Below are 13,199 nucleotides of genomic sequence, written 5' to 3' on the forward strand. Positions count from 1 at the left end.
ACACACCTGCCCAGGTGGCGGAATTGGTAGACGCACTACCTTGAGGTGGTAGCGACGAGAGTCGTGGGGGTTCGAGTCCCCCCTTGGGCACCAATAGCAGTTTCAGGACATCTCACGAAGTCTCAGAAACACACCGAACCCCGCCTAGCTGCGGGGTTTTTTGTGTCTGAAGGTCTCAGGGGCGTTCAAGGCAGCTTGGACTTTTGGGTATGGTTTTGGGTATGGTCTTGGGCAACCTACCCAAACAGGTCCCCACTTATGCCCAAGCTCGCCACCCCACTCACCGAGCTGCAAATCAGCAAGGCCAAGGCCAAGAGCAAGCCGTACGCCCTCGCTGACGGCAACGGACTCTGCCTCGTTGTGAGCCCGGGAGGCGGGAAGACATGGCAGGTGCGCTATCGACTGCCGGACGGCACGAGACCTTGGCCGGCAACCATTGGTCGGTATCCCTCGCTGACGCTCGCCGAAGCGCGCGTGCGAGCGGTGGAGGTCCAGCGCGACGCGAAGGCAGGGAAGGTGACCGCAGGCGCTCAGAAGGCGCGGAGGGCTGCTTTGGATGCGAACAGCGCCGAGCGCATAGCCGAGGAAAAGGCAGCGACCGAGCGGCAGCACGCGAGCTTCCGGGCTGTCTCCGGGCGCTGGCTGGCTGAGAAGCGCCCGACGTGGGCACCTGAGACCCACCGCAAGGCCCGGCTTGTGGTCGATTCCTACCTCGTGCCCAAGATCGGCGACGCAGACATGCGCACGCTGGAGACCAAGGACGTGCGGCCCGTGCTGGTGGAGATGGCCGCGAACACGCCGCAGCTCGCACGCAAGGCGCGGCAGTACGTCGGCAGCATCGTGGACCACGCGATTAATGAGGGCCTGAGGGCTGATGAAAGTGCGCTCAGGCTCGCCCGGATACTCCCCACGATCCGTAGCGGGCACATGCCGGCCGTGACGGACGATGACGGCCAGCTAGGTGAGGTCATGCGCGCTATCGATGCCCACGGTAACCGCGTGGTACGTGCGGCGCTGCTGCTGGCGTCGATGACGGCGATGCGCTCGGGCGTGGTCGCCAGTGCGCGATGGTCGGAGATCGACCTGGAGGCGGGAGAGTGGAGGATTCCCGGCAAAGAGCCGGACGGCAGCAACCGCATGAAGACCGGGCAGGACTTCACCACCTCGCTGCCGCGGCAGGCCGTGGAGGCGCTGCGGGAAATGCACGCACGAACGGCCGGCGATGAATACGTGTTCCCGCCGCAGGCACGGCAGCAGACGCCGCATGTGTCCCGCGATTCGCTTAGCTTGGCGCTGCGGCAGATGGGGTTCCAAGGCCAACACACCACACATGGCTTTCGGGCATCCCTGCGTACCCTTGGCCGCGAACGACTGGGCATTGACGTGGACGTGCTGGAGGCCCAGCTCGCCCATGCACCGAAGGATGAAGTGGAAGCGGCCTATGCTCGCGTGAAGTTCCGCGAGAAGCGCCGGGAGGTCATGCAGGCGTGGGCGGACTATCTGGACGAGTTGAGGGAAAGCGGGAAGGTGGTCCCGTTCAAGCGGAAGGCGTGAGGGCGCCTCACTGCGCGTCTATCCGCTCATCTGTCGTTTTCGCGGGGGTTATCCACCGCGGGGGCAGCGCCCGAAGTCTAAACAGTGCATCGCCATGAGGATTGGGCAACTGTGGAAACACGTCCTGCCTCATCGCTTTCAGCAATATCGAGAGCAACTGGTCATGTCGCTCCGAGCTTCGGGATTGATTAGACACCGATGTCTCGCTAGCAAAAGCGTCGAGAGCGTGCAGCACAGCAGGTGGGGCAAAAAGCAGCATAGCGTTTACTGCGTCCGCGTAGCGGATGTGCGCCTCGTTTGATTCGCGCCCTTCCACTATCCCGGACAGCGCTCGGACGAATTCTTGATAGCCAGCTAGCCTCATTGCTCGCCAGCCGGCCTCCACTTCGCGCCGCCTCGTTAGAAAGAATGTCACGCCAGCCGCGATCAAAGCAGAAATGAGAGGCCCCAGATTGCTGATAAGGAAATTCGACACCGGAAGCCCCCTGAGCCATGTACTCGGGGTGTTATTTCACAGACCGCCACGAGCACACAAGCCGACCTAGTTCTAGTTCCAGCCGCGAGTCGTCTTCTGATGCGTCTTCCTGCCACAGCACCCAGCTGCCGCAGTGCCACCGTGTAGCCCCCGAAGGCTCCCGGGCCGACCACAGCAACCCGAGCCCGCGCCCAGCCCAAGACACATCGCGCTGCACTGAGTAACAACGGCCGAACATCCGCACACCGAAATGAATCACAAGCTTTCCCCTGTAGTGCCCACCAGGATCGATGCCGCAGCGTGACGGGCAACCGCAGCGACGGTGCGGAAGGTATCGACAAACATAATAGGCGCAAGTCTAATAACGTACTGAATAAGCTAATTATTCTTTCCAAGTGTCAAGCGTTGACGATTCGCAACGATTGACCTTTGGAAACCTCTCCGGGGCATATACCCAAGGTGTGCAAGCGATGACGACAGACAAGGAATGTGAGGAGCGCGCCCGGCTAATGACTGAGGCGCGGCTCGCCCGGGCACGGGAGCTGCACCAACTGACCACGAGCGGCTGGCAGAGGAGGGCACCGGCAGTTGCTGTGGTCGCGATGGGCGTTCTGGCAGTCATCTTCCTAGCGGCGTTCGCCGTAGTCGCCGCACTGTGGTTTTGATGGTCCCACAGGTCTGAGGCCCGCCCGTGCTCGGCGCGGCAGGGTAAAACAGGGAACCTAGGAAGAAGGGCGCGGCGCACGCCGAGTAAAACGCACAGCTTAGGACCGAGAGCGACCGGCGGGTCTCGCTGAGTGAAACCGGAAGCCTAGGAGGAGACCCCACGAGCAGGCATGGGCGCTGGTGAGAGGAGTAAAAGTGCCAGCCTAGAAGAAAGGGATAAGCCGGCCCGCTATGATCCCTGAAGCGCCACACGGAGGCCGCGCCAGTGGATGGGTACCGGAGCAAAGACTGGAAGAAGTTTAGGGATGAGGTCATCCGGCTTGACGGCGGCGCATGTTCCAAATGCAACCGCACGGCCGCTGATGGCGTTGTGTTGCAGGTGCACCACAAACAGTATTTCGAGGGCCGGAAACCTTGGCAGTACCCGTACGACGCTTGCTTTACGCTTTGTAGCGGCTGTCATGCAGCAGAGCATGGGATTATCCCTCCCAAGTTTGGCTGGAGCTTCGCAGGCTGGGAAGACCTAGGCGACTTGGTGGGCAACTGCGACCTGTGCAACACAGCCATTCGCTATTCGTTTTTGGTCGCGCACAGCGACTGGCGCGCGATGGAGGTTGGCGAGGAATGCTGCGATAACCTCACGTGCACGCAGGTTGCAAGCAACTTCGCAGAGTCGCGAAGGCGTTTTGCCGGGCGTCTCAAGCGATTCGTGGATTCATCCCGGTGGGAACACTATCCCAGCGGAAAGCACCTCATCATCCAAAAGGGATACGTTGTCTCGATCCTCCCGGTGTCTGGAGGCTTTCGAACTTGGGTGAATGACAAGCAAGGGAAGGCAGTACACGAGAGCCTGTTGGATGCCAAAGCAGCGATCTTTGAGGCGATCGATACGGGGAAGGTGCGCGCTTACTTTGCCAAGCATCCCCGCAGATACCTTTAGCCCTTCCTAGGGCGGCACACGGGGGCCACAGCGTTCACCCGCACCGCTGCCGTCATCCAGCAGACCCCGATCCGCAGAGACCAGGAAGGCCGGTACTGCCTGAATGATCTCCACAGGGCGGCGGGTGGGGAGAAGCGCCACCTTCCGGCCGAGTTCATCCGCCTGGGCTCCACAAAGGAGCTGGCCGCGGCTGTTTCCAATTATGGGGATTCCCATATTTCGCCCATAGACCTCTCCCGCGGCCGTTACGGCGGCACCTACGTCCATGAAGACCTCGCCATCGACTACGCCGCGTGGATCAGCCCGGTGTTCAAGCTGGGGCTGCTGGGGGTTTAACTGCAAACCTAGAAGGAAGACCCCACGAGCAGGCATGGGCGCTGGTGAGAGGAGTAAACCCTGCAACGTAGAAGGAAGGGCGCGACGCGGCTGCCGAGTAAAAGTTGCAGCCTAGGACGAAGGGCGCGACGAGGCTGCCGAGTAAAAAGCTCGACATAGGACCAAGAGCACCCACAGGGCTCACCGAGTAAAAACTGCAACCTAGGACGAAAGAGACCGCACGGCGCCCGCTGACACCCAGCGAGACGAGTAAAAGCGCCAACTTAGACGGAAGAACCCACCCGGACGCCACCGGGAACCGAGGAGGCCCCAGCGGCCACAGCGGTGCCTTGTCGTGCCCGTCATCCGAGCAACACCCACCACCACGAGACCACAGACGCATGATTGATATAGACCCCCAGCAACTCGCCGCGGCCCTTGCCGTGGCCGAGCCGTTCCTGTTGCGCACCATCGCCATCGAGCTGCCCACCTTCGACCTGCTGAAGCAGATGCAGCGGAAGCTGGAAAGCCGCATCCGCCGGGACACCAGTAACGCCGAGGTGATGAAGTACCTGATTCACACCCACCCCGAAGCGCGGGCGCTGGGCATTGAACATTGAGCAAGCGCTCCAGCGGCTCCAGTCGGCGGACGTGCAGATGCTGCCACTGGCGGAGCTGAAGACAGACGACACCTTCCAGCCCCGCGAGGTCCGCATGGTGCCCTTTCGGGAACAAGCGGGAGTGGAGCGACGCAGCGAGGATCACATCGCCGTAATGCGGCTGGCGCTGGAGGCAGCGCAGGGCACAGAGCTAGAGCCCGTGCTGGTCGCCGACGTGCAGGGAAGTCGGTACGTCGTCGATGGACACCATCGTTTGACGGCGTATCGCAGAGCCCAACGGGAGACCATTCCGGCCCGAGTGATGCCCATGGACAGAGCGCAGGCCGTGCTGGTCTCCAAACTGGTCAACTGCGCCGGTCGGGCTCTTGAGATGCACGCGGAGCAGCGCAGGGATGCCGCGTGGCAGTACCTGGCGGCAGTGACCAAGCGAGGGGCCGTAAGCCTTCCCACGAGGGAATCCACGCGGACGGTCGGCGCACTCTTCAGCGTCAGTCACTCCACGGTCGCCCGGATGCTCCGCAAGTTGCCCGAGGTGAACCCAAGGGACTGGAGCACCGCGGCGTTTGATCCCGGCACAGGATTTCCCCGATGGCGTTATGTCCGCGAGGCCGGCGCAGGCTGGCAAGACATGAAGGAGAGGTTGGACGTGGAACAGCTCACGCAGCACGAGGCTGAGAAGTTTGCGAGGAAGGTAGGCGCCCTGATCGAAAAGACATCCCCCGAGGCCGTCCGCAGGGCGTGGCAGATGCTCGGCATCGAAGCGCAGCTGGAGGCGGTGAACGAGGACATGAGGGACTTTGCCGCCGACACCGCCGAGTCCATGGACTTTTGAGCAGAGCGGAAACCGCCTCACATAGACCACTGGTGTCTCAAACCATGTGTCTCATTGATACAGCAGCAAGCACTCCACGGACCGCCGCTGCGGCCGCTGTGGTGTATCTCTGAGACACCGAAAGGGCGTGATGGCTCCGCCCACTGTCCCCATGGGGACAGCCCGCTAGAACCCACCGGGCCACCATCGGCCCCTTTCGTCCGTCGCGGCCACTCTGCCGCAGTACCCCCGGACGTACACCCCGACCAACTACAGAACGCCCATGCACTGCCCGCCCTGCGGACGGTGCCGGGCGCCATTGCATTCAAAGGAACAGCAGATGAAAAAGCACAGGCAGCAGGCAGCCCCCCAATTCACCGCCGACGCAGACGGGAACCGATTGGCCCATATCGCACTAGCTCACACTCACGAGCGAGCCACCTTATACGCCGAGGACTATGAGCGTGTGCTCGCGCAGGGATTCTCCCCGTATTGGGCCATCGCCAGCACCGGCGGTCGTCATCGGTATGTACTGGTGCAGGCGCGATCACCATCCAACATCGGCCGCTCCCTCACTGTGGCTCGTTTGGTCGCACAGGCCGGAAAGGGCCAGCGCGTCGGCTACGCGGACGGTGATCGCCTCAACCTTCGCCGAGAGAATCTGGTCTTGGTCAAAGGTCCGGCAAAAGCAGCCGCGGTCTGGCTACACCCGAAGTCCAACAAGGCCACCAACAAGCCCGGTGCGGCCACCCCAGAAGCGCCCAACGTCCCACCCATCCCCTCGCCACCCCGAGCGCCATTCGCGCCGCGCGTGGTCGATACCGCGGCACTAGGTCAGCGAGTGCGGCAGCAGATGGCCCAGCAGGCCCGTGAGGTGACCCCATGATCACCTTCGACACGGTGAGGCCCGAAGTGATCCCCGGGCTGGCCCTGAGGCTTTCGCAGGCGGACCTTGTGGAGCTTGAGCGGCGCGGCTGGCGGTCCCCTGCGGATGCCATACGGGAGGCCGTAGCGGCTTCCAGTGAGGCGTTCACTGCGTCATGGGATGGCGAGGTCCGTGCGGTGTTCGGGGTCGCCGAGTGGCGCGGAGAGACGCCCGAGGGCATGGGGCGCGTGGGTATGCCGTGGATGCTGTGCGCGGCACCCCCGCCGCACGTCCAGATGACGTTTATGCGGATGGCAGAGGAGGTCATGGAACGATGGTCGCGCACCTTCCGCACCCTGATTGCGTGCGTGGACGCCGAGCACACCCGAGCCCGGCGGTGGCTGGTGAGCCTTGGCCTGCATCCGGTGAACGAGCAGCAGCACAACGGCTTCCCGGTCATCGGATTCATGCGCCACAACCCGCAGGGAGATAGTGCGAATGTGTGAACCGGCGAGCATCACCATGGGCGTCATGGCGGTCCTGTCCGCAGGCGTGGCCGTGTACAACGCCAACCAGCAGAGGCACGCGCTGGAAGACCAAATGAAGCTGCAACAGGAGCAGACCGACCAAGGCGCGCAGGCACAGACGAACGATCGACTGAAGCAAGCCCGCGAGCAGCGCGCCGCCGCCCGTGCAGCATCCGCCGAGACAGGCGCGTCCGGTAACTCTGCCGATGCGGTCCTCACGGACCTGCTGATGCAGTCGGGCCGCGACGTGTCCCGCATCGAGAAGAACCGCGAGAACGGGCAGCTGGCGAACCAGCAGCAGGCCCGCAACGCTTCGGCTCAGATTAACGGGCAGTTGGTCAGCGGCCTTGCGGGGGCGGTGGGTTCGGGCATCGAAGCGGGGAAGGCCATGCGGACGGATTACCAGAACTACATTCCGAAGATTCCCGACGCCGGCCAGCATGCGCCTCCCACGGTCACCCTGGACCGACAGCGCTACATCATCGGGAGCTGATACCCACCCCCGGAAATTCCACAACATAAATTTCCGTCACCCCATCAAAGCAGATGAAAGCGCGCGCTTCCCCCCGTGCCCGCGTCACTGACCACGCGCGGGCGCGAGCGGGCGCCCATCCACCACACCACATCGTCCGGCACCACCGCGGGCGTCCCGGCCACTCCGGGCGCCCCAGCGTGCCCAAGGAGCCCAGCGCATGACTGCAACGGACCAGACGCGCCCCGCGTCTTCCACCATCATCCGACTGCCTGAGGTGCTGAGCACCACCGGGCTATCCCGGCCCACCGTGTACCGCAAGATGAAGGAAGGCACCTTCCCGCAACCATTGAGGCTCGGCGCCGCTGCTGTGGGCTGGCTACTCCACGAGGTCGAGCAATGGATTACCACGCTGGCGGAAGCGCGTCACAATGGGATGCCCGGGGCGGGACTCGAACCGAGCACGGCCAGCAGCTGATGCAACCCGCCGAAGCTGCCCGGCCTACCCAAGCGCAGCGTTTTGGGTATGGTTTTGGGTATGAAACGGCAAAGCCCGCGCAATGAGTCAAGATATAACAGTTAGTTACGTGGATAGTTGGGTCTCCCCTTGGCACCAATCGATGACTTCGGGACTCGCAGAGAGCTCCCGCAGGCACAAAAAACCCGCCAGACGGCGGGTTTTTTGTGCGCGATCGTCGCGCATCGGTCGACCTTGCGGGTCGAGCCGCCGTAGTTGGATCAGCTGCCGACCGGCAACTCGTAAAGCTCCAGCGGCAGGCCGTCGGGATCGGCGAAGAACACGAAGCGGCGCCCGGTGTATTCGTCCACGCGAATGGCTTCGGGGGCGATGCCCGCGCCGTGGAGTCGCCGCTGCCATGCTTCGACGTCGTCGACGCGGAACGCGAGGTGGCGCAGGCCGCAGGCTTCCGGTCGGGTGGGGCGGGGTGGTGGATCGGGAAACGAGAAAAGCTCCAGCTGCGTGCCGTCCGGCAAGGCGAGATCGAGCTTGTGGCTGTCGCGTTCGGCGCGGTAGTGCTCGGCCACGATGCGGCAGCCGAGCAGTTCGGTGTAGAAGTGCCGCGAGCGCGCGTAGTCCGAGACGATCAGGGCGACATGATGCACGCCGCGCAACGTCGGAACCTGGTCGTCCCCGATACTCATGCGCTGGCGACGTCGCGGGGGTTGAGCACGTGCACTTCGGGCGGTGCCGCCAGCCAGTCGGCGACGGCGGCGCGATAGGCACGGTAATGCGCGCTGTCGCGATGGGCCTGCAGGGCGGCGGCGTCCACATAGGTTTCCACGATGTGGAACACGGGGGCGCCGTCGGCCGCGACGAACAGATCGTATTGCCGGTTGCCCGGCTCGGCGCGGCTCCCTGCCAGCAGTGGCTCGAGCGCCTGCTCGACCTCGCGGCGATGCTCGGGCTTGGCGACGAGGCGTGCGATCACGTGAATGGACATGCGGACTCCAGTATCCGGTGGACGATCGCCAGTCTAGGAATGTTCTGATCAACTGGATGCAGGCGTCACTGGCTCTGTTTGTTCACAGGCCACAGTGGCCGTCTGTTGAGCCAGCACGCCGCACCCGGGAGTGACCATGGACGGTCACGGCCTCGAGGAGCGAGGAAGGTCTGTGACAAACAGAGCCGGCCCAGCCGGCTGAGTCTCATCATCAAAGGGTGATGTTCAAAAGGCCGCCATGCTGCGCCGCGATGCTTGGACAGACGGCCACTCTGCCCGGCGCCTCACGACACACCCTGCCGGCCTTTTGAACATCATGCCGCCCGCATCTAGTTGATCAGAGCATCCCTAGGCGCACACCGGCGACCGGATGATGGGACGCGCGGCATCCACCGATGCCGCGCGGGATGGATCAGCGCATGCCGCCGGCGGCGTAGAGCTCTTCGCCGGTGAGCCAGTACGAATCGTCCGAGGCGAGGAAGGCAACGATCGAGGCAATGTCCTTCGGCTGGCCGATGCGGCCCAGCGGCGTCTGCGCCACCGCGCCACTCTCGAACTCCGAACCGATGAAGCCCGCGGTGTGCGTGCCTTCGGTTTCCACAATGCCGGGGTTGACGGCATTGACGCGGATCTTGCGCGGCCCCAGCTCGCGGGCGAGCACGCCGGTGATGCCGTTCACCGCGCTCTTGGTGGCGGTGTACACCGCGCTGGCCGGCGGCACGATGCGCGACACCACCGAGCCGATGTTGATGATGCTGGCGCCTTCGCCCAGGTGCGCGGCGGCGGCCTGGGTCACCAGCAGCAGGCCCAACACGTTGACGTTGAACTGGCGATGGAAATGCTCTTCGGTGATCGCTTCCAGCGGCGCGAATTCATACACGCCGGAGTTGTTCACCAGCACGTCCAGCCGGCCGAAGCGGGACACGGCGGCATCGACGATGGCCTTGGCGTCCGCGGCGCTGGACACGTCGCCCTTCACGGCCACGGCCCGGCCGCCGGCCGATTCGATCTGGGCGACGACGGCGTCGGCGCCATCGCGGCTGGAAGCGTAGTTGACGACGACCGCTGCGCCTTCGGCTGCCAGCGCCTTGGCGATACCGGCACCGATGCCCTTGGATGCGCCGGTGACCAGCGCGACCTTGCCTGCAAGCTTGCTCATGGGGATGTGTCCTTGGATGGGAGAAGTGGTGCGGAGGTTCGGAGTGACATACTTCCAAAGTGCCGTAGTTCGTAAAATACGAACTATAGAACCATTAATCAAGGGCTGGTAGCCTGATCGCATGAAACCCCTGATCCATCCCTCGATCGACGACATCACGGTGGAAGGCATCCTCCACGCGCTGTCCGATCCGGTGCGCGCGGCCATCTATGGCGACATGGCGGGCGCCGGCTGCGCGCAGACCTGCTCCACCTTCCAGCAGGTGATCGACCGCACCATTCCGAAATCCACGCTGTCGCAGCACTTCCGTACGCTGCGCGAAGCGGGGCTGATCCGCAGCGAGCGCCAGGGCGTGGAAATGCTCAACACCACGCGCTGCGACGAGATCAACCGACGCTTTCCGGGCCTGCTGCCGTCGATCATGGCCTCCTACCAGGCCCAGGCGGGCGGCTCGGCCGCAGGCAAGCGCAAGGCGCCGAAGAAGCGCCCGGCTTAAGCGTCGGAAGGCTCAATCCGCCGATGGATGGCCGCGCCGCGCCAACCGTTCGCTGATCTGCCTATGCCACCCGGCGGACAGTCCGGGCACCGTCAGCGCGGCCGTCAGCACGTCCTGCGAATCGCGCTCGTTGGGCGTGAGGTAGGCCGCGAACAGGGTGCGGATGGTGATTCGGCGCTCGGCTGGTGCCACCACGTCGACCGTGTCGCCGGCCGATAACTCGCCCTGTTCCAGCACGCGCAGGTAGACGCCGCTGCGCAGCGATTGGGCAAAGCGCTGCGGCATGGACGGGTCACCGAAGCGCAGCCCCAGCTTGAAGCAGGGCACGCGCGGCTGGGTGATCACGAACCGCGCGCTGCCGATGGCCAACTGGTCGCCCACGCACAGTATCGACTCGTCCAGCCCGGACACAGTGAGGTTTTCGCCGAACTGGCCGGGCGGAAGCGGCGCGCAGCTCAGCGTCTGCTCCCACCACGCGTAGTGTTCGAGGCCGTAGGCGTAGACGGCCTTGTCGGGACCGCCGTGATGCACGCGGTCGGCCTGTCCGTCGCCCTCCAGCTGTTCGGCGTGCACGCGCACCGGTCCATTTACGGGGTGCTTGAAGATGCCGGTCCACACGGTGCTGCGGCCGTGGGCGACCGGTCGGGGCAGGGCAACGCTGACGGCGACGACGCGCATGACTGGGGTCCGTGGGCGGGCGCAATGCCGCAGCGCCGCAAATTTTACGCAGATTTTATGCCGCGGCGCTGTCCCATTCCCCCTTTCCAGCCCCCGTTTGCGAGAATGCGCGACTTGCCACGCAGGTCCGCACCGGGCGGCCGTGGCCTGGAGCGATGGCATCGCCGTCGCCGGGAGTTTTCGCAATGCATGCTTCATCGAAACGGCGCGTGGCGGCGTTGGCCCTGGGCGCTGTCGGCGTGGTTTACGGCGACATCGGCACCAGTCCGCTCTACACGCTCAAGGAAGTCTTCGGTCCGCACGGCGTGCCGGCCTCGCACGACAACGTGCTCGGTGCGCTGAGCCTGGTGTTCTGGTCGCTGATCCTCGTGGTGTCGGTGAAGTACCTGCTCTTCATCATGCGGGCGGACAACAAGGGCGAGGGCGGCATCATGGCGCTGATGGCGCTGGCCCAGCGCAGCGCACGCGACCTTCCGCGGCTGCGCCTGGCTATCGCGGTGCTGGGCATTTTCGGCGCGGCGCTGTTCTATGGCGACGGCGTGATCACGCCGGCCATCTCGGTACTGTCCGCGGTGGAAGGCCTGAAGGTGGCCGCGCCGCACCTGGAACACTACGTGGTGCCGATCACCGTGGGCGTGATCCTGGCCCTCGGCTGGGTGCAGAAGCGCGGCACGGCGCGCATCGGCGCGGTGTTCGGCCCGGTCTGCGCGGTGTGGTTCGTGAGCATTGCCGCATTGGGCGTGCTCGGGATCGCGCGTCATCCGACGGTGCTCTATGCGCTGCTACCGACCTACGGCGTGGAGTTCTTCACCCACAATCATGCCGAGGCGTTTTTTGCGCTCGGCGCGGTGGTGCTGGCCGTGACCGGCACCGAGGCGCTGTATGCGGACATGGGCCATTTCGGCAAGGGGCCGATCCGGCTGGCCTGGTTCAACTTCGTGCTGCCGGCGCTGGTACTGAACTATTTCGGGCAGGGCGCGCTGATCCTGCACGACCCGGGCGCCATCGCCAATCCGTTCTATCACCTGGTGCCGCGCGCGCTGCTGTATCCGATGATCGCGCTGGCCACGGCCGCGACGGTGATCGCGTCGCAGGCGGTGATCTCCGGTGCGTTCTCGATGACCCGCGAGGCGATGCAGCTCGGCTACGTGCCGCGCATGCAGGTGGTGCACACCTCGCACGAGATGTCGGGCCAGGTGTTCGTGCCCTGGATCAACCGTTCGCTGCTGGTGCTGATCGTACTGGCCGTGGTCGGCTTCCGCTCGTCGGACAACCTGGGCTCGGCCTACGGCATCGCGGTGACCGGCACGATGGTAATCACCACGCTGCTGGCGCTGATCGTGGCGCGCCGGCAGTGGGGCTGGAGTGTGCCGGCGGTGATCGTGGTGGGCGTCGGCCTGCTCACGGTGGACCTCGGATTCTTCAGCGCCAACATCATCAAGATCGAGTCGGGCGGCTGGTTCCCGCTGGCGCTGGGGCTGGTGGTGTTCGGGCTGATGACGACCTGGCGCCGCGGTCGCGAACTGGTGGTGCGCGAGATCCAGCAGGGCGGGCTGGCCATCGCCCCCTTCATCGTGAACATGATCGAGCACCCGCCGGTGCGCGTGGCGGGCACCGCGGTATTCCTCACCGGCAACGCCAACACCGTGCCGCACGCATTGCTGCACAACCTCAAGCACAACAAGGTGCTGCACGAACGCAACGTGCTGCTGACGGTGGAGACACTGGACACGCCGCTGGCCGATGTCGAGGAGCAGCTGGAGTGGGAGGCGCTGGAAGGTGGCTTCGGTCGCCTGCTGCTGCGCTTCGGCTTTGCGGAAGATCCGGACGTGCCGGCACGCCTGGCGCGCGCCGCGCGGGTCGGCGTCGCCTTCGACATGATGGACACCACGTTCTTTGTCTCGCGCGAGAGCATCGTGGCCGGCACGCGCAGGCCCGGCATGGCGCTGTGGCGCGAAAAGCTGTTTGTGCTGATGGCGCGCAACGCGATGCCGGCGACCGCTTTTTTCCGCATTCCCGGCAACCGGCTGATCGAACTGGGCGCGCAGGTGGAGATCTAGGCGATGCGCCGGGTGGTGCGACCGCGTCCCGTCGGCATCGCGCACGGCACCGCGGCGCTCGCGGCTGGCTTGGCCGATGCACTAACGTGGGCGTCCTTCCT

The 13,199-nt window shown here is 64.7% G+C and carries 15 protein-coding genes and 1 tRNA gene; 12 read left to right on the plus strand and 4 right to left on the minus strand.

Features of this window, described 5'->3' with window-relative positions:
- The first annotated feature begins 8 nt into the window (after positions 1-8).
- The 10 genes from ISP17_RS12825 (at position 9) to ISP17_RS12870 (ending at position 7,723) form a co-directional block, all read left to right on the plus strand.
- A tRNA-Leu gene (locus tag ISP17_RS12825) sits at positions 9-93 on the plus strand.
- Positions 94-258: 165 nt separating this feature from the next.
- Positions 259-1,554: a tyrosine-type recombinase/integrase gene (locus ISP17_RS12830; RefSeq protein WP_404633720.1), complete on the plus strand. Its 1,296-nt coding sequence runs from the start codon at positions 259-261 to the stop codon at positions 1,552-1,554.
- Positions 1,555-2,499: 945 nt separating this feature from the next.
- Entirely contained in the window at positions 2,500-2,694 is a 195-nt protein-coding gene (locus ISP17_RS12835) for a hypothetical protein (RefSeq protein WP_404633722.1), read from the plus strand.
- Between the two features lie 1,010 nt (positions 2,695-3,704).
- Positions 3,705-3,971 (plus strand): KilA-N domain-containing protein, encoded by a 267-nt coding sequence (locus ISP17_RS12840; RefSeq protein ID WP_404634308.1) that lies wholly within the window; start codon positions 3,705-3,707, stop codon positions 3,969-3,971.
- Positions 3,972-4,351: 380 nt separating this feature from the next.
- Positions 4,352-4,570 carry a hypothetical protein gene (locus ISP17_RS12845; RefSeq protein ID WP_404633724.1) on the plus strand — a complete coding sequence of 73 codons (219 nt, stop codon included), beginning with the start codon at positions 4,352-4,354 and terminating at the stop codon, positions 4,568-4,570.
- Positions 4,560-5,402 carry a ParB N-terminal domain-containing protein gene (locus ISP17_RS12850; RefSeq protein WP_404633726.1) on the plus strand — a complete coding sequence of 281 codons (843 nt, stop codon included), beginning with the start codon at positions 4,560-4,562 and terminating at the stop codon, positions 5,400-5,402. Before ISP17_RS12845 ends, ISP17_RS12850 begins: the two co-directional genes overlap by 11 nt.
- A 319-nt stretch (positions 5,403-5,721) precedes the next feature.
- Positions 5,722-6,267 (plus strand): hypothetical protein, encoded by a 546-nt coding sequence (locus ISP17_RS12855; protein ID WP_404633728.1) that lies wholly within the window; start codon positions 5,722-5,724, stop codon positions 6,265-6,267.
- Positions 6,264-6,752 (plus strand): hypothetical protein, encoded by a 489-nt coding sequence (locus tag ISP17_RS12860; RefSeq protein ID WP_404633730.1) that lies wholly within the window; start codon positions 6,264-6,266, stop codon positions 6,750-6,752. The genes ISP17_RS12855 and ISP17_RS12860 overlap by 4 nt, the downstream gene beginning before the upstream one ends.
- A gap of 25 nt (positions 6,753-6,777) precedes the next feature.
- Entirely contained in the window at positions 6,778-7,266 is a 489-nt protein-coding gene (locus tag ISP17_RS12865) for a virion core protein, T7 gp14 family (protein WP_404633732.1), read from the plus strand.
- Between the two features lie 199 nt (positions 7,267-7,465).
- The gene (locus tag ISP17_RS12870; protein ID WP_404633734.1) at positions 7,466-7,723 is read left to right on the plus strand and encodes an AlpA family transcriptional regulator; all 258 of its coding nucleotides are present in this window, start codon (positions 7,466-7,468) and stop codon (positions 7,721-7,723) included.
- Positions 7,724-7,983: 260 nt separating this feature from the next.
- On the opposite strand, the gene gloA2 is transcribed toward ISP17_RS12870, so the two are convergent.
- The 3 genes from gloA2 to ISP17_RS12885 all read right to left on the minus strand — a co-directional run bounded on the left by gloA2 (position 7,984) and on the right by ISP17_RS12885 (position 9,864).
- On the minus strand, positions 7,984-8,406 hold the full coding sequence (gene gloA2 / locus ISP17_RS12875; RefSeq protein ID WP_404633736.1) for an SMU1112c/YaeR family gloxylase I-like metalloprotein: 423 nt from the start codon (positions 8,404-8,406) through the stop codon (positions 7,984-7,986).
- Positions 8,403-8,705, minus strand: coding sequence for a putative quinol monooxygenase (locus tag ISP17_RS12880; protein ID WP_404633738.1), 303 nt, complete (start codon positions 8,703-8,705; stop codon positions 8,403-8,405). The genes gloA2 and ISP17_RS12880 overlap by 4 nt, the downstream gene beginning before the upstream one ends.
- 412 nt (positions 8,706-9,117) lie before the next feature.
- Positions 9,118-9,864: a glucose 1-dehydrogenase gene (locus ISP17_RS12885; RefSeq protein ID WP_404633740.1), complete on the minus strand. Its 747-nt coding sequence runs from the start codon at positions 9,862-9,864 to the stop codon at positions 9,118-9,120.
- A 121-nt stretch (positions 9,865-9,985) separates the two neighbouring features.
- On the opposite strand from ISP17_RS12885, the gene ISP17_RS12890 reads away from it, so the two are divergent.
- A complete protein-coding gene (locus ISP17_RS12890; protein WP_404633742.1) occupies positions 9,986-10,360 on the plus strand; it encodes an ArsR/SmtB family transcription factor in 375 nt (124 codons plus the stop codon).
- Between the two features lie 12 nt (positions 10,361-10,372).
- Here the strand turns inward: ISP17_RS12890 and ISP17_RS12895 are convergent, their stop codons facing one another.
- Positions 10,373-11,038: an MOSC domain-containing protein gene (locus ISP17_RS12895; protein ID WP_404633744.1), complete on the minus strand. Its 666-nt coding sequence runs from the start codon at positions 11,036-11,038 to the stop codon at positions 10,373-10,375.
- Between the two features lie 185 nt (positions 11,039-11,223).
- On the opposite strand from ISP17_RS12895, the gene ISP17_RS12900 reads away from it, so the two are divergent.
- Complete coding sequence (locus ISP17_RS12900) at positions 11,224-13,098, plus strand: potassium transporter Kup (protein WP_404633746.1); 1,875 nt, start codon at positions 11,224-11,226, stop codon at positions 13,096-13,098.
- The last annotated feature ends 101 nt before the right edge of the window (positions 13,099-13,199 follow it).

The sequence above is a fragment of the Dyella ginsengisoli genome, assembly GCF_044904665.1.
Lineage (GTDB): Bacteria > Pseudomonadota > Gammaproteobacteria > Xanthomonadales > Rhodanobacteraceae > Dyella_A > Dyella_A ginsengisoli.

What these genes read in the sequence shown, in the direction of transcription:
- ISP17_RS12830 (WP_404633720.1), top strand. Translation starts at nt 259, where the DNA reads ATGCCCAAGCTCGCCACCCCACTCACCGAGCTGCAAATCAGCAAGGCC.
- ISP17_RS12835 (WP_404633722.1), top strand. Translation starts at nt 2,500, where the DNA reads ATGACGACAGACAAGGAATGTGAGGAGCGCGCCCGGCTAATGACTGAG.
- ISP17_RS12845 (WP_404633724.1), top strand. Translation starts at nt 4,352, where the DNA reads ATGATTGATATAGACCCCCAGCAACTCGCCGCGGCCCTTGCCGTGGCC.
- ISP17_RS12855 (WP_404633728.1), top strand. Translation starts at nt 5,722, where the DNA reads ATGAAAAAGCACAGGCAGCAGGCAGCCCCCCAATTCACCGCCGACGCA.
- ISP17_RS12860 (WP_404633730.1), top strand. Translation starts at nt 6,264, where the DNA reads ATGATCACCTTCGACACGGTGAGGCCCGAAGTGATCCCCGGGCTGGCC.
- ISP17_RS12865 (WP_404633732.1), top strand. Translation starts at nt 6,778, where the DNA reads ATGGCGGTCCTGTCCGCAGGCGTGGCCGTGTACAACGCCAACCAGCAG.
- ISP17_RS12870 (WP_404633734.1), top strand. Translation starts at nt 7,466, where the DNA reads ATGACTGCAACGGACCAGACGCGCCCCGCGTCTTCCACCATCATCCGA.
- gloA2 (WP_404633736.1), bottom strand. Translation starts at nt 8,406, where the DNA reads ATGAGTATCGGGGACGACCAGGTTCCGACGTTGCGCGGCGTGCATCAT.
- ISP17_RS12880 (WP_404633738.1), bottom strand. Translation starts at nt 8,705, where the DNA reads ATGTCCATTCACGTGATCGCACGCCTCGTCGCCAAGCCCGAGCATCGC.
- ISP17_RS12885 (WP_404633740.1), bottom strand. Translation starts at nt 9,864, where the DNA reads ATGAGCAAGCTTGCAGGCAAGGTCGCGCTGGTCACCGGCGCATCCAAG.
- ISP17_RS12890 (WP_404633742.1), top strand. Translation starts at nt 9,986, where the DNA reads ATGAAACCCCTGATCCATCCCTCGATCGACGACATCACGGTGGAAGGC.
- ISP17_RS12895 (WP_404633744.1), bottom strand. Translation starts at nt 11,038, where the DNA reads ATGCGCGTCGTCGCCGTCAGCGTTGCCCTGCCCCGACCGGTCGCCCAC.
- ISP17_RS12900 (WP_404633746.1), top strand. Translation starts at nt 11,224, where the DNA reads ATGCATGCTTCATCGAAACGGCGCGTGGCGGCGTTGGCCCTGGGCGCT.